Genomic DNA, 24,176 nt, shown 5'->3' on the forward strand with positions numbered 1-24,176 from the left:
GCCGGGAGGACGGCGAAGACCGTCGTCACAGACCGGCGGATCTCAGCAGTTCCGCGACGGGCACCTCCGCATCGGCCCGAATGCTCGCAGCTCCGTACCTGTCCAACTCCCGCCTCACTTCCCGCGGAGAACTTTTCGTGTCCCAGAAGCGCATCGACGAGATGGAAGAAGTAGGAGGTTCCCCCGGCACCCAGGTCGCTCTCACAAAGCGTGGCTTGCGTGTCACGTTGATGAGGTTGTTGTTGTGCCGGACCCGCCCGTTGTAAATGAGCTGCTGCCCGCACACCTCCCATCGACAGTAGTATCTGCCCTCGCTTTCACGCCACGTATAGTGCGGAGTCTTGAACTCGTCCACATCCAGCTTCCCTCGATCCTTCCTCATGTAGGAAACCTGCATACTGACGGAAACGGTGCCGTAAGGCGCGTCTTTGGGGATTTGGAACACGCGCTCGACGGAAAACTCCTGCCCGACCTCGAGCCACTTGCCGGGCCCGTAGACCTGACTGCTACTGATGATGGTTCGCCTGAGATCACCGGCGTAGAACTCGACGTCCCCCAGATTCCCCTGTCTTCCCGCGGTCTCCCGCCATTCCCTCAACATGTCCTCCGCGCCGGGTAATTCGGAATACTTGGCATCTCTACCGCGGACCGTGTAGATGTCATTGGTGACATAGACGGGAATCCCGCCGGTGTTCTTCATGTAGAGCGACAGCGGGACATGGACAAAGGGCAGCCCACGATCCGCCCGCGCCGTCCCGAACTTCGCCTTCAAGGAAAGGTGCATGGGGGCAGCGGTGGGCTGGTACATGGTCGAGTACGCCAGGCTGACACCGGTCAGGAGCGCGGTGACGACCACTCCGGCGGCGAACCTCTTGGGCCGCGGGACCCCTTTCCAGCAGTCCTCCCGCACGAGCACGACGAGCGCCCACAGAGACCAGCACCAAAGCGGCAGGAACATCAGCAGATAGGGCGTGTACTCCCTCTCTTCGAGCCACATGAAGAGAAGGAGGCTGTCCGTGGCCAGCGCGATGAGCACCCCCAGCAGAACAAGCGCGCCGGAGATCCTGACCTGCCGTCTCTCCCAGTAGTCGAACGCCGCCACCGCGGCCACGCCTTGCACGAGGCCCGACAGCACGAAGAGAACCCCGGTCATTCGTTGCGCGAAAGTGAGCGCCCCGGTTGCGTCCGGCCAGCCGACCATCGCGCTGAGCACCATGGAAGCCAGCAGTCCGGCCGTCATCAGCGCGAWGGTCGCGCGTCTTCGCCACGGACGGTCCGGCCAGGTGCCGCTGCCACCTCCGCGCCAGCAAATGAATGCCGTGTCGTCCAGATCGATGTCGTCCGGGAAATCGAGCCGTCGAAGTATTCGGCGCAGATCACCCGACGACCAGGCACTGCCCACCGTCCCACCGCCCATGGTCACCCGGCGAAGACCACGCCTGTCCGGCGCCTCGACGACGACCCAAGGGCGGATGCTCATGGCACCAGGCTCTGACGTCCCCCATTCCTGCGCACGCGGGGCTCCCCCGTTCGGCAGACCGCAATTCTCCTGACGAGATGCGCACCACGCATTCCCCATAGAGTGGAGCGAGTGGAGTGCGTGGAGTGCGTGGAGTGGGTGGAGTAACCGGATCGGCCCCGAACGGCAAAGTACTCGTCGCCAAGGAGTGATCATGAGCTTCGCCTACGCGTCGATCCACACCCGGCAGGAAGACGGCGTCCTGTTCGCCACCCTCGCCGCCGGCCCCCTCAATCTCATCGGCGTCGACCTCGTCCGGGACCTGGTCTCGCTCGTCGACACGCTGTACCGCGACCCAGGTGACGTGCGAGTCGCCGTCATCGAAAGTGCCTCGGCCGAATACTTCTCGGCGCACGTGGACCTTACGGCGATCCCGCAGTACACCGCGGAAGCCGCGAAGGCCGGAGGACCCGGAGACGCCTCCCTCGGCATGTTCCTGTACAAGCTGGCGCACGTCCCGGTGATCACCATCGCCAAGGTGCGCGGCAGGGCCCGCGGCGGCGGCAACGAGCTCGCCCTGGCCTGCGACATGATCTTCGCGGCCCGCGAGAACGCGGTTTTCGGGCAGTTCGAGTCCGGCACCGGCGCCCTGCCCGGCGCCGGCGGAGTACAGCATCTGGCCCGACGGCTCGGCAGAACCCGCGCCATCGAAGCCATCACCAGCGCCGACGACTTCGACGCCGACCTCGCCGAACGCTACGGCTGGATCAACCGCGCCCTGCCCGACGCCGAACTGGACGCCTTCGTCGAGCGTCTGGCCAAACGCATCGCCGGCTTCCCGCCCGCCGGGGTCAAGGCCGCCAAGCGCGCCATCAACGACCTCACACTGCCGGACCCGGCACACGTCCGCTCCGACGCGGCCAGGTTCGTCGGCCTGGTCGCCCTGCCCGAAACCCGCGAACGCCTGGACGACCTGGCGAGCCGCGGCCTCCAGACCCCCGGCGACGTCGAACGCGACCTCGGCAGGGCCGTGGCGGAGTACAGGGCCACGGACCACTGAAGCGCGGGTCGACCGCGGGGGCCGGAGAAACTCAGTAGCCGGTGCCGTGCTTGACCTGGGCCCGCTCCTTTCCCCTGCGACTGCGACCTGGCCGAGATCCACCGATGAGTTCCGCCGACTGGGCCGGTCTACCTGAACGCACACCATCGAGCCACCCATGGGAGACCCACCATGACCAGTCCCGCACACCCCGGCCGCATGCTGTTCGTGAACATGCCCGTTACGGACCTCGAGCTCAGCAAAGCGTTCTTCACCAAGCTCGGGTTCAGCTTCAACCCGAAGTTCACCGACGAGACCGCCGCCTGCATGCTGGTCGGCGAGCACGCCTTCGTCATGCTGCTCAGCCGCGAGAAGTTCGCAGAGTTCGCGAAACTGCCGATGGCCGACCCCACCACACACACGCTGGCGCTGTACTGCTTCAGCGTGTCATCCCGCGACGAGGTCGATACGGTCAGCGCCGCTGCGCTCGCGGCGGGCGGCTCCAAGGCAGATGACGCGGAGGACTACGGCTTCATGTACTCACGCAGCTTCTTCGACCTCGACGGCCACGGCTGGCAGGTCATGTGGATGGACCCGGCGGCGGTGGAGCAGGGCCCCGAGGCGTTCGCGGCATCCGCGCAGGACGCCGACACTCCGGCCTGACCCACCGCGTTCCGCACGTGCGCCGTCGTCGTGCGGCCGACCGCCCCAGCCACGGCGGTTCTGACCTCATGCACTAGGTGACTCCACCACGCCGAGAGCCCCCTCCCAGACGGGAAGGGGCTCGCGGTCAGCGCTGGTTGTTGAGGCTGGGGAACATGTGGCCGAATACGTCGTGGATCATGGCGATCCCCTCGGCTCCGGTGAGCGGGGTGTCGGGGCCGATGTCGGGCACGGTTTGGCCGAGTTCCCGGCCCAGGCCGATGGCGGCGAAGAACATGGCTTTGGCCAGGCCGCGCAGTGGCAGGTCAGGCGGGACCATGGCCTCGTTGAATTCGGGAACCGGCCGGGGGCGGACATCGGGCCAGTCCTGGGGATCGCGCGGGGTCTCCAGCGTCAGGACGGCACGCAGGTCGGGGGCGATCGCTTCCCGTGCGGAGAATGCCGGTCCGAGCGACCAGCGTTCGCGCAGCGTGTGGATGACCGAGGTGCTGCGGTGGACGCCGGTCACGACGGCGCGCTCGGGTGCCCAGGCCGAGACGGCGACGGTGGGGATGCGGATGCCGGAGCGGTCGAAGCGGAACCCGTACTGGCCCGCGGGCGCGGCGGGGTCGGGTGGCGGTGCCGGTGGGGGCGGGACGTGGTCGTAGGTGCCTCCGGCCTCGTCGAAGGTGACCACGAACAGAGTGTTGTAGGCGTTCGATCCGGTGGGAGACGAGGAGGAGCGGACGGCGTCGTAGAGCTGGGCGAGCAGTGCCTCGCCGCCGAGCAGCGAGGACGGGGTGTCGAAGGTCAGCCCGGGGAACAGCGCGCCCTCGGGCGGGTGCATGTCGTTGTGGCCGTACACCAGAGCGGGCTCGATGAAGGAGTAGTTCGGCAGCGTCCCGTTCGCCGCGTCCTCGAAGAACCGGTCGGTGGAGTGGAAGTTGGCGAACCGGTCGCGCAGCCGGGCGGCGTGGATGATTCCGGTGAAGGGCAGTCGCGCGGGCGGGCTGCAGTACACCCGCCAGGTCAGCCCGTGGGCCTCCAGCCGGTCGAAGACGGTCTCCGCCGTGTTGTGCACGGGAAAGGAGTCGGCCGGGGACATGTTGACGACGTAGCCCGAGGCGGTGCCCGCGTTGAAGAACGACCGGTTGGTGAAGGTCTGGGACGGTACCTCGCAGAACCAGTGGTCGAAGGTGGCGAACCCGCGGGCCAGTGCCGAGAGCACGGGCATCTGTGCGGGGGCGTAGCCGGTCATGATCTGCGCGTACTCGTCGTATACCGGTTGACGGCCGGTCTCCGCGGTGACGGCGCTGATGTAGTCGGCGACAAAGCCGTCCATGGTCGGCACTCGGCCCGCGTCGGAGGGGGCGTTGTAGGGCGAGGCCATCTTCTCGGCCGGCACTCCCCGGTTGCCCGGCGGATCGATCACGCCGAACAACTGGGTGTTGAGGTGCTGGTACTCCTCTCCCGGATCCGGGTTCGGAGTGTCCATGTCGGGCGCCACACCGTACGGCACTCGCTCACGGTCCGCCCCGTCCTCGGCCCACGACGGGATCGGGTTGCCCAGGTCCTTCCCGATCACGCCCTCGAAGCTCGGCACCTCACCCGGCTCGTACAGCCTCCCCAGCAGGTTGTCGAACGACCGGTTCTCGAAGAGAACCGCGACAACGTGATCCATCGCATGGCTGCGGTCAGGTCCGGTCATCGCATGTGACCTCCCTACGCCAGACTCCCGCTTCGGCGCACCCACCGCCCACCCGCCACAGCTGCGCATCAGACGCGATCCGTGGCCTGCCGCCCGCGGCGTCGACCACGTCCAGCACACACCCGCTCCACCACCGAGGCAAACGGGAGCCATGACGCGGCGGAGCGACCGTGAAGCGATTGATGGGCGCCCTCCGCCGCCCTCTCCAACCTCCCTGACAGTGGTGACGCCCAGGTTTGGGCATCCTGCTGTCACATCGGCCGACGGCCGATGAGTTCCGGAGCCCGGCGGGGTCTGCCTCTGCACAAGCGAAAGCTGCGTACGAGCTCTGTGAGGGGACCGACCATGACCACCCACGCACACGCGCTACCACCCGTCGTTGACGCCGCAACCTGGGAGCACCGGCTCGGGGCACTGCGTGCCCGGGAGAAGGCCGCGACGCGGGAGCTTGATGCCGTCGCCGCCGAGCGTCGTCGCCTGCCGATGGTCGAGATGCCCGACTACACCCTTGAGGGCGAGGACGGCCCCGTCCGGCTGGCGGACGTCTTCGAAGGAAAGAGCCAACTGATCGTCTACAACCACATGTGGTTCGCCGACAAGGAATGGCAGTGCCCGGGATGTACGGGGTTCACCTCGCAGTACACCCGCCTGGAGTTCCTGGACAACTACGACGCACGATTCGTCATCGTCACCCAGGGCCCGATCGAAGAGGCACTCGCCTACAGGCAACGGGTCGGCAACCGGATGACGTGGTACTCGACTGCGAACAGCTCCTTCGGGACCGATGTCGGCGCACCCCCCGACGGAGGTTTCGCGGTCAACGTGTTCCTGCGCGACGGCGACACCGTCTATCGCACCTGGCACACCAACGGCCGGGGTACCGAACAGCTCGGCCACACCTTCGCCCTGATCGATCTCCTGCCGTACGGACGTCAGGAGGAATGGCAGGACTCGCCCGCGGACTGGCCCCAGTCACCCACCTACAGCGGCTGGGCGACATCCAAGGACATCGCTGCGCTCTATGGCTCGGCCCCCGGCAGCAGCTGAACTGGTCACGGACGACGCGCTGAGGGTCCGTTGCCGTTGTCGACTGCTCAGCCGCCGTTGCTCCGACGTCGGCTGGGCATCTCGTACGAGATCACCTTCGCCTGCGGGAGGTGAAGTTCAGTCGGTCTCCTCCGCTTCCCCACTGAAGAGGCTGACGAGTTGGCCGATCGGGTTCTGGCCGAAACAGAGCTCCAGCCCGTCGGCGGACTCCTGGGCCTTCACTGCGCTGCGTTCGAAGAGTGCTTCCTCGTAGACGGTGAGGGCCTTCTCGGTGTCGTTCTTGTGATGGGCGATGGCCTCGCCGAGTTCGGCGCCGTCCAGCATCGCGAGATTGGCGCCTTCTCCGGCAAACGGCGACATGACATGTGCGGCGTCTCCCAGCAGGGTCACACCCGCAACGCGGTCCCAACGGTGGCCGATCGGCAAGGCGTTGACCTTACGAGGAACGAGGGCGGTGTCCGATGCGGTGAGCAGCGTTCGGATGCTGTCGCTCCAGCCGTCGAACCGGGCGAGCACTGCCGCCGCGGCCGTTTCGGGGTCGGTGAAGTCGATGGCGTCGAGCCAGTCCTCCGCGACCCGCAGGGCGGTGTAGATGTGCAGGCTGCCGTCAGTCTGGTGATGGGCGAAGAAGCCCTTGCCCTCGGCGAGCGCGAAGAGCGCACCGTCTCCGACGACGGCCAGGCTGTCGGGGTGACGGGTCGCGGCGTCGAGGAGATTGGTTTCGATGAAGGAGATGCCGGTGTAGGCGGGCCAGGCGTCCGAGACCAGGGGGCGGATACGGGACCATGCTCCGTCGGCGCCCACGAGCAGGTCAGTGGTGTGGACAGTGCCGTCGGCGAAGGTGATCTCGTGTCGGCCGTCGCTCAGCGGCCGTGCGGCCGTGACCTTGCGGCCCCAGCGGACGGTGGTCTCGGGCAGCGAGTCGAGCAGCAGATCGCGCAGCTGGCCGCGGTCGACTTCGGGTCGGTCGCCGGTGCCGTCGTCTGCCTCTTCCCAGTGCACGGTGGCGTGCTTGTCCAGTACGCGGGTGGCCTCGCCGCCGGAGTGGACCAGGGAAAGGAAGCCATCGTGGAGACCGGCGGTGCTCAGGGCGATCTGGCCGTTGTGGGTGTGGATGTCGAGCATGCCGCCCTGGGTGCGGGCGTGCCGGTCGGCTTCCAGGTCGAAGACGGCGGCTTCGATGCCGTTGATGTGCAGGACGCGGGCCAGGGTCAGGCCGCCGAGTCCGGCGCCGACGATGGCGATGGGGTGGTGGGTGTTCATGGTGACTCCTTTCGCGCCGGGGTGAGCCGGCGTCGGGTCCCTGCGGCGTGTACTCGGGGTGTCGGTGCGATGGAAGACGTGGTCGTTGCGCCCGACGGTCAGGCCGTCTTGGCCGGTTCGGTCGCGGGCTGCGGGGAGCCGGCCGGCTTGCCGCGTAGGGGAATTTCCTTTATCCAGAGCGCGGCGACGAAGGCAGCCGCGGCGCAGAGGGCGCCGACCAGGAAGATCTGCTGGGTGCCGTGGGACACGGCCTGCAGGTAGGCGTCCTTGGCCGACTGGGACATGCCGGGTGTGGCCGAGACGCCGTTGTCGGTCGGAGCGCCGCCGCCGTGGCCCTGGATGGCGCGGGTGAACAGGGAGCCGAAAACGGCGACGCCGAGCGAGCCGCCCAGAGTGCGGAAGAGGCTGGTGGCCGCGGAGGCCGCGCCCATGTCGCGCAGTTCGACGGCGTTCTGGGCGATCGTGTTGGCCATCTGGATGGTGAAGCCTGTTCCGATTCCGACCAGGACCATGTAGGCGCTGGTGGTGAAGCGGGTGGTTGTGGTGTCCATGGTGGACAGCAGTCCCATGCCGAGGGCGAGCGAGGCGGCACCCACGACGGGGAAGATCTTGTATTTGCCGGTCTTCGCCATCACCTTGCCGGCGGTCGTGGACGCGGCGACGGTTCCGGCCATCATCGGCAGCAGCAGAAGTCCGGAGTGGGAGGCGGAGGCGCCCTGCACGATCTGCTGGTACAGCGGCAGGTAGAGCGTGCCGCCGAACATGGCTACTCCGGCGACCAGCAGCAGCACGGCGGAGACCAGAAAGTTGCGGTGCCCGGTGAAGATCCGCGGCGGCAGCAGCGGCTCGGCGGCCCGCTGCTGGGAGGCGATGAAGGCCGCGAGCAGCACCACGGCGCCCGCGGCGAGGCTCAGGATCTGCCAGGAGCCCCAGTCGTACGTGCTGCCCGCCCAGGTCGCGGCCAGGACGACGGTGCTGATCATCGCGGTCATGAGGGTGATGCCGAGCCAGTCGATGACGACCTTGCCACGGCGGGCGGCCGGCACGTGCAGCAGCAGCCCGCACCACACCAGGCAGATCAGGCCGACGGGCACGTTGACGTAAAAGGCCCAGCGCCAGCCCAGGTGGCCGGTGATGAAGCCGCCCACGAGCGGGCCGCCGATGCTGCCGACGGCCTGGACGATGGCCACCATGCCCTGGTATTTGCCGCGMTCGCGGGGCGGCAGCAGCACACCGATCAGCGCGAACGCGCCCGCCATCAGGCCGCCGGCCCCGACGCCCTGTAGAGCGCGGAAGGCGATCAGCTCGCCCATCGACGAGGCCTGGCCGGAGAGGACCGAGCCGATCATGAATACCGCGATCGCGGCCAGGAACATGTACTTGCGGTGGAACAAGTCGCCGAGCTTGCCCCACACCGGAGTGGAGCAGGCGGTCGTCAGCGTGTAGGCGGTGACCACCCAGGACATGTGGTCGATGCCACCGATGTCGGCGACGACGGTGGGCATCGCGGTCCGCGATCGCGGCCAGGAACATGTACTTGCGGTGGAACAAGTCGCCGAGCTTGCCCCACACCGGAGTGGAGCAGGCGGTCGTCAGCGTGTAGGCGGTGACCACCCAGGACATGTGGTCGATGCCACCGATGTCGGCGACGACGGTGGGCATCGCGGTGCCGACGATCAGGCCGTCCAGCATCGACAGCAGCATCGCCATCAGGACACCGAGCAGGACCCAGCGGATGTTCTTCGGCACGACGGGCGTGTCGTCGGCCGCGGATGCGGTGGTTGCGGACATGACGGCTCACCCCTTTCGGGAACGCGTTGGCTGGATGGAGGACTCCATCCACCATAACGAACATGTTCGTACCGAACAAGTTCGTTCATCGTCGCGTGGGCCTGGCCGCCGCCGAGAGCGTGGAAGAAGGTGGAAGAAGGTGCAAGAAGACAGTGATCATGACGGCCGATCCGATGCCGGCGACCAACTGCTGGATGGCACTGAGCGGGCACACTGGCCCTAGCGGGCTTCGCTGTCCGCTAGGGCCAGTGCTCAGGTATCGCCCGAGGCGGCAGCGGGGTGTGCGTGATGCCCGTTGGTGGGGCTGTGCGGGGCCCAGTCGAAACGGCGGGAACCCGGTCCGGCGAAGAACACGTGGTGCAGCTGGGCGAGCCGCGGGAACGTCTTTTCGTCGGCGCGCTCGCAGATCCCCACTCCCAGGCCGCGCGCTCGGGCCTGACGCCGGCGTCGAGCAGACCGTCCAGCCGCGGTTCGTTCAGCCGCAGTTCGTTCAGCCGCATGCCGCCCGTGCCGGTGCACCGGCGTCGGTCAAGAGGCGGAGCGCGGCGTCTGCAGGATGCCGTTGAGGAGCATCCGGGTCCGCCACATCTGGCGTTCCTGCGGGGTCCCCGACAGCAGCTCGGACCCGAGCGCGGCAACATGGGGCACCTTCGCCGCGGAGGCGTTCGCCACGGCGGCGGCGACTGCGTTCCACTCCTCCGCGAAGTGGGGCGAGTCCTTCTGGCCGGCATGCTCGGCAGCGCTGGCGGTGGCGACCTGGAGCAGGACGTCCACCCCCCATGCCGCCTGGTCGTCCGGCACACCGCCCTGGCTGAGCAGCGCCAGCAGCGCCTCCAGCAGATTCAGGTAGTTGGGGCCCGAAGGCCGGGCGACCACCGCCGACTGAGCGAGGCTCGGGTGCTGGTAGAGGAGGCGGCTGTAGGAGGACAGAACGGCATCGATCCGCTCCCGCCAGTCCCCGTCCGCGGCGGCGGGCGCCAGATCGACCTCGCCCAGCAGTTCGTCGAGGATCGCCGCGTGCAGCTCGGCGGTGTTGGCCACGTAGACGTACAGCGAGGCCGGCCCCGTATCGAGCTCCTGGGCCAGCCGTCGCATCGTCACCCGCTGCAGTCCCTCGGCACGCATGACGCGGACCGCGGTCGCGATGATCCCGTCACGGGTCAGCGCCGGCTTGGCCGGACGCTCACGGCGGCTTACGGGGTGAGGTCGGGAGGTCATGACAGGAGACTACCGAACATGTTCGTTGCGGCGGGTCCGGTGCCTCGCGCGTGCCGTTCGCACTGAGGTCACCGGACACCACTGAGCCCCTCCCAGATAGGAGGGGCTCACAAGGTCACACCACCCCACGGACGCTCATGCGTCGACGATGCGCCGCATCGCCTCACTCACTTCAGTGAGCGTGTCCGCTGGTCGAAGCGTCCTTCTTGACCGTCAGCGGCAGCAACTTCTGCCCGGTCGGGCGCGMCCCGGCGGAGATGAACGAACTGCTCAACAAGGAGATCAGCCCGCACACGGGCGGCGAGTACGAGTTCCAGGAGGTCAGGAGCGCGGACGACCGCCGGGACGCGCTCCCCGACATCCAGCGGGCCGTCGCCGAGGGCAGACCGGTGCCGATCGGCGTCGAGGGCGAGGACGAGAACGGCGACCGGGTCGGCCACTCCATGATGATCGTCGGTCAGGAGGGCGACATGCTGCAGGTCTACAACCCCTGGGGAACGACCACTTGGGTCAGCGAGGACGACTTCGTCAACGGCAACATGGACAAGGCCTCCGACAAGGACTTGCCCGACGCCTACGGCGTCCACCTGCCCGCCCAGTGAACGGAAGGCCGACCCCCGTGAAGTCCAGCCACCGCCTGTCCGCCGCCCTGGCCTTGCCGCTGACGGCCGTGATGCTGTCCGGGTGCGGCCTCTTCGGCCCCGAGACGTTCGAGGCCGACGAGCGGTCCATCGAAGTGGACGCCGGCGACACGTTCGAGCTGACGCTTCCGGCCAACCCCTCGATGGGCCAGGACTGGAGCATCGTGCGCCCCGGGCCCGACCATGCAACGGTGCGCCAGGAGGGCGGCCGGGAGGAGGACTTCGAGGGCGACAGCGGTGTCGACGGGGCTGGTGACGGTACGCAGACCTTCACCTTCCAGGCCGTTGCCGCGGGCACCACGAAGATCAAAATGAGCTACTGCGTGCTGGGCGACTGCCCCGACCACGACCGCACCGCGACGGGCAACCCCGGCAACGACCCGGCGTACTTCATCTACACGGTCACCGTGCGATGACCGGAACGGAGGTACCGATGAACCCCGGCAAGACCGACGAAGAGTCGGCGCAGGCCGACGTCGCCATGCTCCTGCGCTACGGCATCGGCGCCCCGGGCCCACGTCGCAGCGCCCTGTTCGGCGACGGAGCCGTGGGCGCCGCGGTCACGCTCGACCGCCTCGGGGTCCAGCCCCGACCGCTCGGCGCCGACGCAGCGTCGCCCTAGGTCTCGTCACCCTCCGCCGTGCCGGGAACGGAGCCTGACCCAGGCGGCCGTGGCGGCGCCGACAGACACCTGGCATGCCTGGTGGCCATCGGCTGGGCAGGGTCAGCCGGTAGTGAGCACCATCCGGAAGCGTGCGGTGCCCGACAGCATCTTCTGGTAGCCCCTGTCGGCCTCTGTCAGCGGCAGGGTCTCCACCATCGGGCGAATGCCGTGCAGGACGCTGAACGCCATGGTGTCCTGCACGTCCTGCGCGGTGCCGGACGGGTGGCCACGTACGGTCCTGCCGGGCATGATCAGCTGGAGTGGGCTGATTCCCAGGGGGTCGGGGCTCACTCCGATGACGACGAGTTCGCCGCGGGGCGTCATGCCGTCGACCGTTGCCGCGATGGCGTCGGAGCTTCCGGCCGTCGCCAGTACGACTTTGGCGCCGCCCAGGGACCGCAGAGCGTCGGCGACCGTTGTCGCCCCCGTGCTGTTGATGTAGTGGTGCGCTCCCAGTTGCTTGGCGAAGTCGGCCTTTCCCTCACCTCGGGCGATGGCCACGGTCTCGAATCCCATGGCCACCGCGTACTGGACGCCCAGGTGGCCGAGACCGCCAATGCCCAGTACGGCCACGAGATCGCCGGGCCGGGCGGAGCTGTGCCGCAGGCCGTTGTACGTCGTGACACCCGCGCACGCCATGGGTCCCGCATCGGACGCCTTCAGGGCTTCGGGGATCCGGGCCAGGGCGTCAATCGGCGCGATCATGGTCTCGGCGAAGCCTCCGTCGTAGGCGTAGCCAGGAATCTTGAGGTTGTCGCAGACGATGAAGTCGCCCTGGCGGCAGGGATTGCAGTGACCGCAGCTTCCTCCGAACCAGCCCACCGTGACCCTGTCCCCCACGTTCCAGGTGTCCGCCTCGGCTCCTTCGCCCAGTTCCTCGATGKGCCCGGCGGTCTCGTGGCCCGGAACGAGCGGGAATCGCACGCCGGGCATGCCGGCGCTGACGAAGACGGCGTCGCTGTGGCAGATTCCGCAGGCCTCGACGGCAATTCGTACGTGGCGGGGGCCGGGTCGCGGTACCTCGCGCTCGACGATTTGGAAGGACCCGTCAGCGGTGTCGACCTGTGCAGCTCGATAGGTGTTCATGCGTTTCTCCGAGTTCGGGACTGCAGCGGCGCGGGATGCAGTGGGCGACTGCGGGTCATCCGCATACGGAGGTAAGGCGTTGAGGGTTCGACCGCGCCGGACCACACGACTACGGCCGGCGGTCGACGTCCAGCGGACAGGCGTCGCCTGGCTGCGTCATCCCGCTGTCGAACGCGGCCCCCTGTACCTCTTGCTGGACGGTCTCCTGCGGGAGCGGCGCGACTACATGGTGTGCAGGGGTTCCTTGAAGGATTTGCGGAACACCGGCCCGGCGAAGGGGATGATCCCCGACATCATCTTGGACTTGAACGAGGTGGGATGCCGTTCGAGTCTGACGTCGACGCGTGTGCCCTGATCCGTGGGAGTCATCTGGAACTGCCAGCCACCCGAGCCGAAGGGCACCGAGTCACGAGTGGTGACGGAGACACTCTTTGTCGAGGGGTCCCATTCGTAGCGTGCACGCTCCCACGACTTGTCATTCCCCTCGGTCACCTCCGCCCATGTGTCACCTCGCTCGTGGACCTGGAAGTGTTCGGCATCGATGGATGGCCACTCCTCGATACGGGACGGGCTGAAGTTCGTCAGCACGCCCATCACCTCGTCCGGGCTCATCGAGGAGTTCACGTGGAAGTGCAGGGATGGCATGTCAACCGCCCTGTGAGAGAAGACGTTGTCTGTCGGCAGCCTTCGGCAGGCATCCAGCGGCCTGCCTGACCGGCTTGCCGACGCTGGTTCGCAGACGCGACCATGCTGGGATGCGGCGCCTGGGCCTCCTACGGGGCCACTGAGCGGCCTCTCTGGCCTGGACTGAATCTCCACCATTCAGAATGCACCGCCACTCAGCACCGCGCACCCTGACCTGCGCCTAGTGATCGGCTCATGGCTGGGCGCGTCCGGGCCGGCTGCGATCGCCTCGATCAGTTAGCGAGGCATGGAATGTTCAAGGGCCTCTCCTCGGACCGAGGGCGGCCCCGAACTTGACACCCTCCTGACCCAGCTGATCAAGCTTCTCGACGGTGAGGCACCCGCGCAGCTGTGAGGCTTCACCAGTCTTCGAGCGTGCCGCTCGGAGACGGTGGAACGAAGAGCCACCTGTCTCACCCCAGCCAGAGCCTCAACCACCCGATCGAGCGCCCCGCCCACCTCAGTGCGAGTGACCGCTAGGCGCCGGCGCAGCGTTCTTGACCGTCAGCGGCAGCAGCTTCTTCCCGGTCGGGCCGATCTGGATGTGCGTGTCCATCTGAGGACACACCCCACAGTCGAAGCACGGCGTCCACCGGCAGTCCTCGACCTCGGTCTCGTCGAGGGCGTCCTGCCAGTCCTCCCAGAGCCAGTCCTTGTCGAGGCCGGAGTCGAGGTGGTCCCAGGGGAGGACCTCCTCGTACGTCTTCTCGCGGGTCGTGTACCAGTCGACGTCCACTCCGAAGGCAGGCAGCGTCTTGTCGGCGCAGCTCATCCAGCGGTCGTACGAGAAGTGCTCGCGCCAGCCGTCGAAGCGGCCGCCGTCGTCGTACACCGCGCGGATGACGGCGCCGATACGGCGGTCGCCGCGGGACAGCAGGCCCTCGACGATGCCGGGCTTGCCGTCGTGGTAGCGGAAGCCGATCGAGCGGCCGTACTTCTTGTCGCCGCGGATCTTGTCGCGCAGCTTCTCCAGGCGCGCGTCCGTCTCCTCGGCCGACAGCTGCGGGGCCCACTGGAAGGGGGTGTGGGGCTTCGGCACGAAGCCGCCGATCGACACCGTGCAGCGGATGTCGTTCTGGCCGGAGACCTTGCGGCCCTCGGCGATCACGTTCATCGCCATGTCGGCGATCTGGAGCACGTCGTCGTCGGTCTCCGTCGGCAGGCCGCACATGAAGTACAGCTTCACCTGGCGCCAGCCGTTGCCGTACGCCGTGGAGACGGTCCGGATCAGGTCCTCTTCCGAGACCATCTTGTTGATGACCTTGCGCATGCGCTCGCTGCCGCCCTCGGGGGCGAAGGTCAGGCCCGAACGGCGGCCGTTCCTGGTCAACTCGTTCGCCAGGTCGACGTTGAAGGCGTCCACGCGGGTGGAGGGGAGGGACAGGCCGATCTTGTCCTCCTCGTACCTGTCCGCCAGGCCCTTGGCGATATCGCCGATCTCGGAGTGGTCCGCCGAGGAGAGGGACAGGAGGCCGACCTCCTCGAAGCCCGTGGCCTTCAGGCCCTTCTCGACCATCTCGCCGATGCCCGTGATGGAACGCTCACGGACCGGGCGGGTGATCATGCCGGCCTGGCAGAAGCGGCAGCCGCGCGTGCAGCCGCGGAAGATCTCCACCGACATGCGCTCGTGGACGGTCTCGGCCAGCGGGACCAGCGGCTGCTTGGGGTAAGGCCACTCGTCGAGATCCATCACGGTGTGCTTCGACACACGCCACGGGACACCGCTCTTGTTCGGTACGACACGGGCGATACGGCCGTCGGGGAGGTACTCCACGTCGTAGAACGCCGGGATGTACACCGCGCCCGTCTTCGCCAGGCGGAACAGGACCTCCTCGCGGCCGCCCGGCCGGCCCTCCGCCTTCCACTCGCGGATGATCCGCGTCATGTCGAGCACGGCCTGCTCGCCGTCGCCGATGACGGCGGCGTCGATGAAGTCGGCGATCGGCTCGGGGTTGAAGGCCGCGTGGCCGCCGGCCAGGACGATCGGGTCGTCGACGGTCCGGTCCTTGGACTCCAGCGGGATGCCCGCAAGGTCCAGGGCCGCCAGCATGTTGGTGTAGCCCAGTTCGGTGGAGAAGCTCAGCCCGAACACGTCGAAAGCGCGAACCGGCCGGTGGCTGTCCACTGTGAACTGCGGGACGTCGTGCTCCCGCATCAACGCCTCCAGGTCCGGCCACACGCTGTACGTGCGCTCGGCGAGGACGCCCTCCTGCTCGTTCAGTACCTCGTAGAGGATCATGACGCCCTGGTTGGGCAGCCCGACCTCGTACGCGTCCGGGTACATGAGCGCCCAGCGGACGTCGCAGGACTCCCACGGCTTGACCGTGGAGTTGAGTTCTCCGCCGACGTACTGGATCGGCTTCTGCACATGCGGGAGCAGAGCTTCGAGCTGCGGGAACACGGACTGGGTGACCGCAGCGGCTTCGGCAGGCATCTCGCGAACCTTCGTGAGCTGGACTGAACTGACAGGGGTGACCATCTAGCCTAACGCGATCGCGACGGCCCCCCGCACGCTCAAATGCTCGTCCCGCTCTTGATCTCCTTCCAGAGCCCCGGAAGCTCGGCCTCGTCCTCGACCGCGCGCCGTTCCTCACGCCCGTACAGCAACCCGTATGTGAACGAGGGCTCCCCGGCGCCTTGCGCCTGCCGCGCCAGGTCCTGCAACGCCTCCCGGGTCATCACGCTGTCCTGGTGGTCACCGAGCAGGTTCTGCAGGCTCTTCATCGACTTCACCAGCCCACCGGCGGGGTCGCCCAGCACCGGGACCGCCGACTCCGCCGCGTACCTCGCCCGCTTGGCCTTCTTGCGCGCCTCGTGCAGCGAGAGGTCCCGGTCGTGCCCGGGTTCCATGTCCAGCCCCTGCTCGACCAGCACGGACACCTTCGAGAAGTCCTTGCGTACGGCCTTCCCGATCACCTTCTCCGGCTTGCCGCCGGCCGCCTCCAGCAGGGGCGGGTCGGCGACCAGGGCGTCGAGGGTTTCCAGCAGCTGGAGATACCTCTGGCCGTCGAGCACACTCAGCAGTCGCCGTCGCGATCCCCCGCTGCGGGCCTTCGACCAGGTACGCAGCCGGGTGCGGACGGGCCCGGACATCAGGGTCCGCGGCAGCTCGCCGAGGGCGGCCGTCAGCCGCTCGGTCAGCACCTCCTGGTCCCGGTCGACGCCCAGCTCCCCGGCCAGCCACTTCAGCTCTTCGCCGATCGGGTCGGTCACCGCACGGTCGAGGACCTTGCCGTACGTCATGAAGGCGCTGCGCATCCGGCGCGTGGCGACCCGCATCTTGTGCACCGAGTCGTACACGTCCCGCCGCACGGCCGGGTCGAGCTCGACGATGGCGTCCCGCTGGGCGCGGACATAGACGAGGACGTGATCGCCGGCGGTCACCGGCTCCTCGGCCGCCGGCGCCTTCTTGCCCCGCTTCTTCTTCGGGGCCGTCTCCTCCAGCGCCCTTTGGAGCTTCGACGCGGACGACGACGGCCGCACTCCCGCCTTCTTCAGCCGCTTCTCGACCTTGTTCAGGAACGCCGGATCGATGCCGTCGGCCAGCTCCACCTCGATCTCGGTCCACTGAACGGTGCCGCCGTCCTCGCCCAGGCGCTCGGCCTGCACGGCATCCACGCCGACCTCGGCCAGGAGCCGCCCGTCGGCGTCCATGAGCTCACGCACATCGCGGTCGGAGCGCAGCCGGACCACGGGCACCAGCTCGGCGTCCCGCACCCGGGAGCGCACGAGCCCCGCGAACGTACGGGGCAAGCTGTCCGCCAGCGGGGCCTGGATCTCGTCCCGCACCCCCGGGGCGACGGGGAATTTCAGATGCCAGCCCGCGTCCGACCCGCCCGTTCTGCGGCGCAGGGTGATCGACGCCGCGGCGAGGCGCTCGTCCGGGGTGTCGTAGTAGGTGGCGTCCAGATGCGCGACACCTTTGTCGACGACGGCGGCCACCCCGGCGACGCCGGTCAGATCGGGCAGGCCGCTGTCGTCGGACTCATACTTCCGCTCGATTTCGCGCTTCGTGTCCGCCATGACCCGAATCTAATCGGAGTCCCGACGAGATGACAGGGCTTACCAGCCATGAACCGCAGGCGAACGGGGGGTGAAGACCGAGAGGTCGACCGATTCGTTCAATGCCACGGGCGGCACGGTGACCCCGTGCCGCCCGGTAACACCTGTCTCAGCCGACTGCGGCTGTCACGCCGACATCGGACGTTGGACTCTGATCGACTGCAACAACCCCACGGCCACCCACACCGCGAACATCGACGATCCTCCATAGGAGACGAACGGCAACGGCAGACCCGTCACCGGCATGATCCCCAGGGTCATCCCGATGTTCTCGAACGCCTGGAATGCGAACCACGCCACGATCCCGGCCGCGACGATCGTCCCGTACAGCTCGGTCGTCTCCCGAGCGATACGGCTGGCCCGCCACAGGATCACGCCGAGGAGGACGATGATCAGCCCACCGCCGAGGAAGCCCAGCTCCTCCCCCGCCACGGTGAAGACGAAGTCGGTCTGCTGCTCCGGCACGAACTGGCCGGTGGTCTGCGAGCCGTGGAACAGCCCCGAGCCCGTGAGCCCTCCGGAGCCGATCGCGATGCGTGCCTGGTTGGTGTTGTAGCCGACGCCCGCCGGGTCGAGATCGGGGTTGGCGAAGGCGGCGAAGCGGGCGATCTGGTAGTCGTCCAGGATGCCCAGCTGCCAGACCGCGATCGCGCCCATGGTGCCCGTCCCGATCAGTCCGAAGACCCAGCGGTTGGAGGCACCGGAGGCGAGCAGCACGCCCAGCACGATCACCACCATGACCATGACCGAGCCGAGGTCGGGCATCAGCATGACGATCAGCATCGGCACGGCGGCCAGACCCAGCGCCTGCACCACTGTGCGGTGGTCCGGGTACTGCTTGTCCCCCGCGTCCACTCTCGTCGCCAGCAGCATCGCCATGCCCAGGATGATCGTGACCTTCACGAACTCCGAGGGCTGCAGCGAGAAGCCGCCGGGGAGCTTGATCCAGGAGTGGGCGCCGTTGATGGTGGAGCCCAGTGGGGTGAGCACCAGCAGGATCAGGAAGACCGACAGGCCGTACAGGATCGGCACCGCCGTGCGCAGGGCGCGGTGCCCCAGCCACACGGTCCCTATCATCAGCGCGAGCCCGATTCCGGTGTTCAGGACATGCCGGATCAGGAAGTAGTACTGGTCGCCCTGGTTGAGCTCGGTGCGGTTGCGGGTCGCCGAGAAGACCAGGAGCGCACCCATCAGCGACAGGGCGATAGCCGCCAGCAGTATCGGCCAGTCGAGCCGACGGGCGAGCGAGTCACGGGCGAACAGACGGGTCCAGCCCGCCCGTTCCGGCCCGTACCCCGAGACCTGGAAACTGTTGGCGCCGGTCATGTGAGCATCCTCCGGCTTCCCCGCCTACGGCCACCGCGTCGCCTGCGCCGGGTGTCCCGGTTCTCGSCCGTCGGCGTCGCCGCCGTCCCGGCGAGCTGCGGCTCGTCGTCGGAGTCCTCGCCCCCCTGGCTGGCCCGCTGCTCCTTCGCCGGGTCCTTCGAGACCTTCGGCGAGGTCAGGGTGCCGTCCGTGCGGACCTTCGGCAGGTTCTTCTGCGGCGTGGGCAGCAGCGCGTTCTTCTTGTTGATCGTGCCGTCGTCGGAGACGCCGTACAGCGCGTCGTAGATGTTGCGCACGGCCGGACCCGAGGCACCGGAACCCGTACCACCCTGGGAGATCGTCATGATGACCGAGTAGTCCTTGGTGTACGTCGCGAACCAGGAGGTCGTCTGCTTGCCGTAGACCTCCGCGGTACCGGTCTTGGCGTGCATCGGGATCTTGTCCTGCGGCCAGCCGACGTCCGCGAACCGCCAGGCCGCGGTGCCGCGCGTGGCGACTCCGGCCAGGGCGTCGTCCATCTCGGCCAGCGTCTTGTGGCTTATCGGCAGCTTGCCGTGCGACTTGGGCTCGATCTCCTGGACGGCCTTGCCGTCGGCGCTGACGACGGCCTTGCCGACGGTCGGGTCGTAGAGGGTGCCGCCGTTGGAGATCGCCGAGTAGATGGTGGCCATCTGGATGGGGGTGACGAGGGTGTCGCCCTGTCCGATGGAGTAGTTGACGGAGTCACCGGCGCGCATCCGGTTGCCTTCGAGGCAGTTCTCGTAGGCGATCTTCTCGGCGTACGAGCCGTCCTTCTTGCCGTACTTGCACCAGGCGTCCTTGTTGGCCTTCCAGTAGTCCTGCTTCCACTGGCGGTCGGGGATGCGGCCGGTGACCTCGTTGGGCAGGTCGATGCCGGTCTCCGCGCCGAGGCCGAACTGGTGGGCCGTCTTGTAGAACCAGTCGTTCGCGTTCTTCTTCGGCTTCGTGCCGCCGTCCCGCTTCCACTCCTCGTGGGAGAGCCGGTAGAAGACGGTGTCGCAGGAGACCTCCAGGGCGCGGCCGAGGCTGATCGGGCCGTACCCCTTCGCCTCGAAGTTCTTGAAGACCTGGCCGCCGATCGCGTACGAGCTGGAGCATTGGTAGGGGCCGTCGAAGGAGTAGCCGGCGTTGATCGCGGCGGCCGTCGGGACGACCTTGAAGATCGAGCCGGGCGCCGACTGGCCCTGGATGGCCCGGTTGAGCAGCGGGTAGTTGGAGGCCTTGCCCGTCAGCGTCTTGTAGTCCTTGGCGGAGATACCGCCGACCCAGGCGTTCGGGTCGTAGGTCGGGTTGGACGCCATGGCGACGATGCGGCCGGTCTTGGCCTCCATCACGACGACCGCGCCCGAGTCGGCCTTGTACGGCTCGTTGGTGTTGCGGTCCCACTCCTGGCGGGCCTTCTTCATCGCGTCGTTCAGCTCGTACTCCGCGACGCGCTGCACTCGGGCGTCGATGCTGGTGACGAGGTTGGAGCCGGGCTGCGCGGCGTCGGCCTGGGCCTGGCCGATGACCCGGCCGAGGTTGTCGACCTCGTAGCGGGTGACGCCGGCCTTGCCGCGCAGCTCCTTGTCGTACTGGCGCTCCAGGCCCGAGCGGCCGACCTGGTCGGAACGCAAGTAGGGCGAGTCGGTGTCCTGGGCCTTCTGGAGCTCCTCGTCGGTGACCGGCGAGAGGTATCCGAGGACCTGGGCGGTGTTGGACTTGCCGGGGCCCGCGTAGCGGCGCACGGCCTGGGGCTCGGCGGTGATGCCGGGGAAGTCCTCGGCACGCTCGCGGATCTGGAGGGCCTGCTTGGCGGTGGCCTCGTCGGTGATGGGGATGGGCTGGTACGGCGAGCCGTTCCAGCAGGGCTGCGGCGTTTCGGCGTCGCACAGCCGGACCTTCTCCATGACGTCCTTGGGCTTCATGCCCAGCACGCCGGCCAGCTTGGCCAGGACGGCCTTGCCGTCGTCCGGCATCTTCAGCAGGTCGGTGCGGGAGGCGGAGACCACCAGCCGTGTCTCGTTGTCGGCGAGCGGCACTCCGCGCGCGTCCAGGATCGAGCCGCGCACGGCGGGCTGGACGACCTGCTGGACGTGGTTGCCGGACGCCTCCTTGGCGTAGGCGTCGCCCTCGCGGATCTGGAGGTACCACAGGCGCCCGCCGAGGGTGCCGAGGAGGGAGAGGACGAGGATCTGGATGACGACGAGCCGGATCTGGACGCGTGGCGTCCGGCCGGTCTCGGGGATGTTGGTCACGGCTTCCTCCCCCTCTCGGTGCGATGGCCGGCGCGAGTACCAGTGCGACTACGACTGTGTGTGTACGACTGTGTGCGTACGAGTGATGAACGACCGGCCCGCGAGGCCCGGTTCCCCCCGGACTCACCCGTCCGGGTGAACTCCCCTGTTCTCACAGTCGCTTGACCCCCTTGATGCGCCCGGCGCGTGCCGTTCGCGCCTTTACCGCCTTCCCCTTCAGGCCGCCGAACCCGCCGCGCTGGCCGCCGATGCGCAGGCCGGTGCCGCCGGAGAGCCAGCCGGAGGAGATGTCGGCCTTCTTGGCCTGGGAGTTGGTGTCGGCGAGCGGGTCGTTCTCCGCGCGCCGGGCCAGCGCCATGATCCCGGGGACGACGAACGGCGCGAGCAGCAGGTCGTACAGCGCGGCCGTGAACAGCAGGCTGCCGAGGCCGACATGGCGGGCCGCGGTGTCCCCGACGAGGGCGCCGACGCCCGCGTACAGCAGGGTCGTGCCGATCGCGGCGACGACCACGACGACCATCGGCCCGGTGGCCGATTTGAGCCGGCCGTTGTCCGGCTTGATGAGCCCGGCGAGGTAGCCGATGACGCAGAGCACCAGCGCATAGCGGCCGGCGGCGTGGTCGGCGGGCGGGGCGAGGTCGGCCAGCAGTCCGGCGCCGAAGCCGACGAGGGCGCCGCCGACATGGCCGTAGACCATGGCGAGGCCCAGGACGGTGAGCAGCAGCAGATCGGGGACGGCGCCCGGCAGATGCAGCCGGGACAGGACGCTCACCTGGAGCACCAGGGCGACGACGACCAGAGCGGAGGAGAGCAGGATTCGGTTGACGCGCATCGGGCTTCAGCTCCTACTGCTCTTGCTCGTACTGGTTCTGTGCGTCGCCCGGAGGCTGATACTGGCCGTCGAACCGGGGCTCGTACTGACCGTCGGCCAGCGGCTGGTCCTGCCCGTCCGCCTGCGGCTGGTCCTGCCCGTCCTCCGGCACCTCGGCGCCCGGTGTGACGGTGACCGTCACGGTCGGCCTGGGGGTCGGCCGGGGCTTGGCGGGGAGCACCGTGTCGCGCGGGTCCTTGGCGGGGGCCTGGACGACGACGCCGACGACGTCGAGCTTGGAGAAGCCGACGTACGGCGTGACGTAGAGGGTGCGCGTCAGGTCGCCGCCGGAGGGATCGACGCGGGAGACGATGCCGACGGGGACGCCGGGCACGAAGGGCTTGTCGGCCTGCGAGCCGAAGGTGACGAGCCGGTCGCCCTTCTTCACCTCGGCCTTGCCGTTGAGGAGTTCGACGCGCAGCGGGCGGTCGCCCTGGCCGGAGGCGAAGCCGAGCTCGTCGGTGGACTCCATGCGCGTGCCGACGGTGAAGTCGGGGTCGTTGGCGAGGAGCACGGTCGCGGTGTTCGGGCCGACGGTGGTGACGCGTCCGACCAGCCCGTCGCCGTTCAGGACGGTCATGTCCCGCTGGATGCCGTCGTTCGCGCCGACGTCGATCGTGATGGTCCAGGAGAAGCCCTGGGCCGCTCCTATCGCGATGACCTCGGCGCCCTTGATGCCGTACTGGCCCTTGCCCGCGATCTTCAGCATCTTGTCCAGCTGGTTCAGCCGGCTGCGGTCCCGGTCGTCGCTGCCGAGTTTCACCTTGAGGGCGGCGTTCTCCTGCTCCAGCTGGGCGAGCCGGTCGTGGCGCTCGCCGGAGTCACGGATCGCGGCGACCGCGTTGCCGACCGGGTTCACCGCGGCCGACACGCCGTTCTCGATCGGGCCGAAGACCGTGGCAGCGGCTTGGCGGGCACCGTCGACCGGCGAATCCTCACCGCCGCGGATGTCCACCGTGATCAACGCGAACGCGATGGCGATCAGCAGCACCAGGAGCAGCCGGCTCTCTCGTGTGTCCCTCACGTGCGGCGGCCGTGCCCTTCCTCATAGGAATTCGGGAAACCCCCGGTCAACCCGATGGGTTCTGTATACGGAGTTGGTACGCGGAGTTGTATGGGAAGTTTCGAGGCTCTTCGGGGATCTTATGCCTCTATATCAACGATCCGCCGTACGAGAGGAGATCATCCCGTACGGCGGAACCGAAGAGTTACGTCATCTGCGCGGCTGGGCGTCCAGCACCTGCTGCAACGCCTCGAACTCCTCGACGCACTTGCCGGAACCGAGCGCCACGCTGTCCAGCGGGTCCTCGGCGATGTGGATCGGCATACCGGTCTCGCGGCGCAGGCGCTCGTCGAGGCCGCGCAGCAGGGCGCCGCCGCCTGTCAGAACGATTCCTCGGTCCATGATGTCGCCGGACAGCTCCGGCGGACACTTGTCGAGGGTCGTCTTCACCGCGTCCACGATGGCGTTGACCGGCTCCTCGATGGCCTTGCGCACCTCGGCGGCGGAGATGACGACGGTCTTCGGCAGGCCGGAGACGAGATCCCGGCCGCGGATTTCGGTGTGTTCGTCAGCATCGAGGTCGTACGCCGAACCGATCGTGATCTTGATCTGCTCGGCCGTCCGCTCACCCAGCAGAAGGGAGTACTCCTTCTTGATGTGCTGAATGATCGCGTTGTCCAGCTCGTCGCCCGCGACGCGGATGGACTGGGCGGTGACGATGCCGCCGAGGGAGATGACCGCGACCTCCGTGGTGCCGCCGCCGATGTCGACCACCATGTTGCCCGTGGCCTCGTGGACCGGCAGGCCGGAGCCGATGGCCGCGGCCATGGGCTCCTCGATGATGTGCACCTGGCGGGCGCCGGCCTGGGACGACGCCTCGATGACGGCGCGGCGCTCGACGCCGGTGATGCCGGAGGGCACACAGACGACGACCCGCGGACGAGCCAGATACCGGCGCTTGTGGATCTTCAGAATGAAGTAGCGGAGCATCCGCTCGGTGATCTCGAAGTCGGCGATCACGCCGTCCTTCAGCGGACGTACGGCAACGATGTTGCCGGGCGTGCGCCCGATCATCTTCTTCGCCTCGGCGCCGACCGCGAGGATGCCACCGGTGTTGGTGTTGATCGCGACCACGGACGGCTCGTTGAGTACGATCCCGCGACCCCTGACGTACACCAGCGTGTTGGCGGTCCCGAGGTCGACAGCCATGTCACGGCCGATGAACGACATTGAGTTCCCCATCAGGATTCGTCTGGCCTTCCTGGGAGCATTTGACGGCTTTTCAGGACGGCGAAGTTGGTGCTGTGACGTGAAGGCTTCCATCGTAGACGCGCCTGCACGAACACTGCGGGAGGGTCTTCGCCATTGTCAGCAGATGGCGAGTCGCCTCGCTTGTGGAGACGGGCCATCGGGG

At 68.1% G+C, this 24,176-nt stretch carries 21 protein-coding genes; 7 read left to right on the forward strand and 14 right to left on the reverse strand.

Features of this window, described 5'->3' with window-relative positions:
- Positions 1-25 precede the first annotated feature (25 nt).
- Positions 26-1,240 (reverse strand): hypothetical protein, encoded by a 1,215-nt coding sequence (locus tag EAO75_RS46210; RefSeq protein ID WP_187284712.1) that lies wholly within the window; start codon positions 1,238-1,240, stop codon positions 26-28.
- A 433-nt stretch (positions 1,241-1,673) separates the two neighbouring features.
- Here EAO75_RS46210 and EAO75_RS35305 point away from each other — a divergent pair, with 433 nt between their 5' ends.
- Both EAO75_RS35305 and EAO75_RS35310 read left to right on the forward strand, forming a co-directional pair.
- The gene (locus EAO75_RS35305) at positions 1,674-2,519 is read left to right on the forward strand and encodes an enoyl-CoA hydratase/isomerase family protein (protein ID WP_147999226.1); all 846 of its coding nucleotides are present in this window, start codon (positions 1,674-1,676) and stop codon (positions 2,517-2,519) included.
- A 171-nt stretch (positions 2,520-2,690) separates the two neighbouring features.
- Positions 2,691-3,161 (forward strand): VOC family protein, encoded by a 471-nt coding sequence (locus EAO75_RS35310; protein ID WP_187284713.1) that lies wholly within the window; start codon positions 2,691-2,693, stop codon positions 3,159-3,161.
- A 127-nt stretch (positions 3,162-3,288) separates the two neighbouring features.
- Here EAO75_RS35310 and EAO75_RS35315 read toward each other — a convergent pair whose 3' ends face one another.
- The gene (locus EAO75_RS35315; RefSeq protein ID WP_187284714.1) at positions 3,289-4,848 is read right to left on the reverse strand and encodes an alkaline phosphatase family protein; all 1,560 of its coding nucleotides are present in this window, start codon (positions 4,846-4,848) and stop codon (positions 3,289-3,291) included.
- A gap of 345 nt (positions 4,849-5,193) precedes the next feature.
- Between EAO75_RS35315 and EAO75_RS35320 the strand changes: the two genes are divergently transcribed.
- Positions 5,194-5,895 (forward strand): DUF899 domain-containing protein, encoded by a 702-nt coding sequence (locus EAO75_RS35320; RefSeq protein ID WP_147999228.1) that lies wholly within the window; start codon positions 5,194-5,196, stop codon positions 5,893-5,895.
- A gap of 117 nt (positions 5,896-6,012) precedes the next feature.
- On the opposite strand, the gene EAO75_RS35325 is transcribed toward EAO75_RS35320, so the two are convergent.
- Together EAO75_RS35325 and EAO75_RS35330 are read right to left on the reverse strand one after the other, a co-directional pair.
- Positions 6,013-7,158, reverse strand: coding sequence for an FAD-dependent oxidoreductase (locus EAO75_RS35325; RefSeq protein WP_148000471.1), 1,146 nt, complete (start codon positions 7,156-7,158; stop codon positions 6,013-6,015).
- A gap of 98 nt (positions 7,159-7,256) precedes the next feature.
- Complete coding sequence (locus EAO75_RS35330) at positions 7,257-8,663, reverse strand: MDR family MFS transporter (protein WP_147999229.1); 1,407 nt, start codon at positions 8,661-8,663, stop codon at positions 7,257-7,259.
- 101 nt (positions 8,664-8,764) lie between these two features.
- Between EAO75_RS35330 and EAO75_RS46215 the strand changes: the two genes are divergently transcribed.
- A complete protein-coding gene (locus EAO75_RS46215; RefSeq protein WP_187284715.1) occupies positions 8,765-9,172 on the forward strand; it encodes a hypothetical protein in 408 nt (135 codons plus the stop codon).
- Positions 9,173-9,477: 305 nt separating this feature from the next.
- On the opposite strand, the gene EAO75_RS35340 is transcribed toward EAO75_RS46215, so the two are convergent.
- Complete coding sequence (locus EAO75_RS35340; protein WP_147999230.1) at positions 9,478-10,167, reverse strand: TetR/AcrR family transcriptional regulator; 690 nt, start codon at positions 10,165-10,167, stop codon at positions 9,478-9,480.
- Between the two features lie 257 nt (positions 10,168-10,424).
- Between EAO75_RS35340 and EAO75_RS35345 the strand changes: the two genes are divergently transcribed.
- From EAO75_RS35345 to EAO75_RS35355, 3 genes are read left to right on the forward strand one after another with little or no spacing between them, the layout of a single operon-like run.
- Entirely contained in the window at positions 10,425-10,769 is a 345-nt protein-coding gene (locus tag EAO75_RS35345) for a hypothetical protein (protein WP_187284716.1), read from the forward strand.
- 17 nt (positions 10,770-10,786) lie between these two features.
- The gene (locus tag EAO75_RS35350) at positions 10,787-11,224 is read left to right on the forward strand and encodes a protease inhibitor I42 family protein (protein WP_147999231.1); all 438 of its coding nucleotides are present in this window, start codon (positions 10,787-10,789) and stop codon (positions 11,222-11,224) included.
- A gap of 17 nt (positions 11,225-11,241) precedes the next feature.
- On the forward strand, positions 11,242-11,430 hold the full coding sequence (locus EAO75_RS35355; RefSeq protein WP_147999232.1) for a hypothetical protein: 189 nt from the start codon (positions 11,242-11,244) through the stop codon (positions 11,428-11,430).
- 102 nt (positions 11,431-11,532) lie between these two features.
- Here EAO75_RS35355 and EAO75_RS35360 read toward each other — a convergent pair whose 3' ends face one another.
- From EAO75_RS35360 to EAO75_RS35400, 9 genes are all read right to left on the reverse strand, one after another.
- Positions 11,533-12,558, reverse strand: coding sequence for an alcohol dehydrogenase (locus EAO75_RS35360; RefSeq protein WP_147999233.1), 1,026 nt, complete (start codon positions 12,556-12,558; stop codon positions 11,533-11,535).
- A gap of 222 nt (positions 12,559-12,780) precedes the next feature.
- The gene (locus tag EAO75_RS35365; RefSeq protein ID WP_147999234.1) at positions 12,781-13,203 is read right to left on the reverse strand and encodes a hypothetical protein; all 423 of its coding nucleotides are present in this window, start codon (positions 13,201-13,203) and stop codon (positions 12,781-12,783) included.
- Positions 13,204-13,702: 499 nt separating this feature from the next.
- Positions 13,703-15,676: a TIGR03960 family B12-binding radical SAM protein gene (locus tag EAO75_RS35370; protein WP_147999235.1), complete on the reverse strand. Its 1,974-nt coding sequence runs from the start codon at positions 15,674-15,676 to the stop codon at positions 13,703-13,705.
- A gap of 80 nt (positions 15,677-15,756) precedes the next feature.
- Positions 15,757-17,265 carry a CYTH and CHAD domain-containing protein gene (locus EAO75_RS35375; protein ID WP_147999236.1) on the reverse strand — a complete coding sequence of 503 codons (1,509 nt, stop codon included), beginning with the start codon at positions 17,263-17,265 and terminating at the stop codon, positions 15,757-15,759.
- A 165-nt stretch (positions 17,266-17,430) separates the two neighbouring features.
- A complete protein-coding gene (gene rodA, locus EAO75_RS35380; RefSeq protein WP_147999237.1) occupies positions 17,431-18,630 on the reverse strand; it encodes a rod shape-determining protein RodA in 1,200 nt (399 codons plus the stop codon).
- Entirely contained in the window at positions 18,627-20,888 is a 2,262-nt protein-coding gene (mrdA, locus tag EAO75_RS35385; protein ID WP_147999238.1) for a penicillin-binding protein 2, read from the reverse strand. Before mrdA ends, rodA begins: the two co-directional genes overlap by 4 nt.
- A 151-nt stretch (positions 20,889-21,039) precedes the next feature.
- Complete coding sequence (gene mreD / locus EAO75_RS35390) at positions 21,040-21,720, reverse strand: rod shape-determining protein MreD (RefSeq protein ID WP_147999239.1); 681 nt, start codon at positions 21,718-21,720, stop codon at positions 21,040-21,042.
- 13 nt (positions 21,721-21,733) lie between these two features.
- The gene (mreC, locus tag EAO75_RS35395; RefSeq protein ID WP_147999240.1) at positions 21,734-22,783 is read right to left on the reverse strand and encodes a rod shape-determining protein MreC; all 1,050 of its coding nucleotides are present in this window, start codon (positions 22,781-22,783) and stop codon (positions 21,734-21,736) included.
- Positions 22,784-22,972: 189 nt separating this feature from the next.
- Positions 22,973-23,992 (reverse strand): rod shape-determining protein, encoded by a 1,020-nt coding sequence (locus tag EAO75_RS35400; protein WP_004931372.1) that lies wholly within the window; start codon positions 23,990-23,992, stop codon positions 22,973-22,975.
- Positions 23,993-24,176 lie beyond the last annotated feature (184 nt).

Source organism: Streptomyces sp. UW30 (assembly GCF_008042075.1).
Lineage (GTDB): Bacteria > Actinomycetota > Actinomycetes > Streptomycetales > Streptomycetaceae > Streptomyces.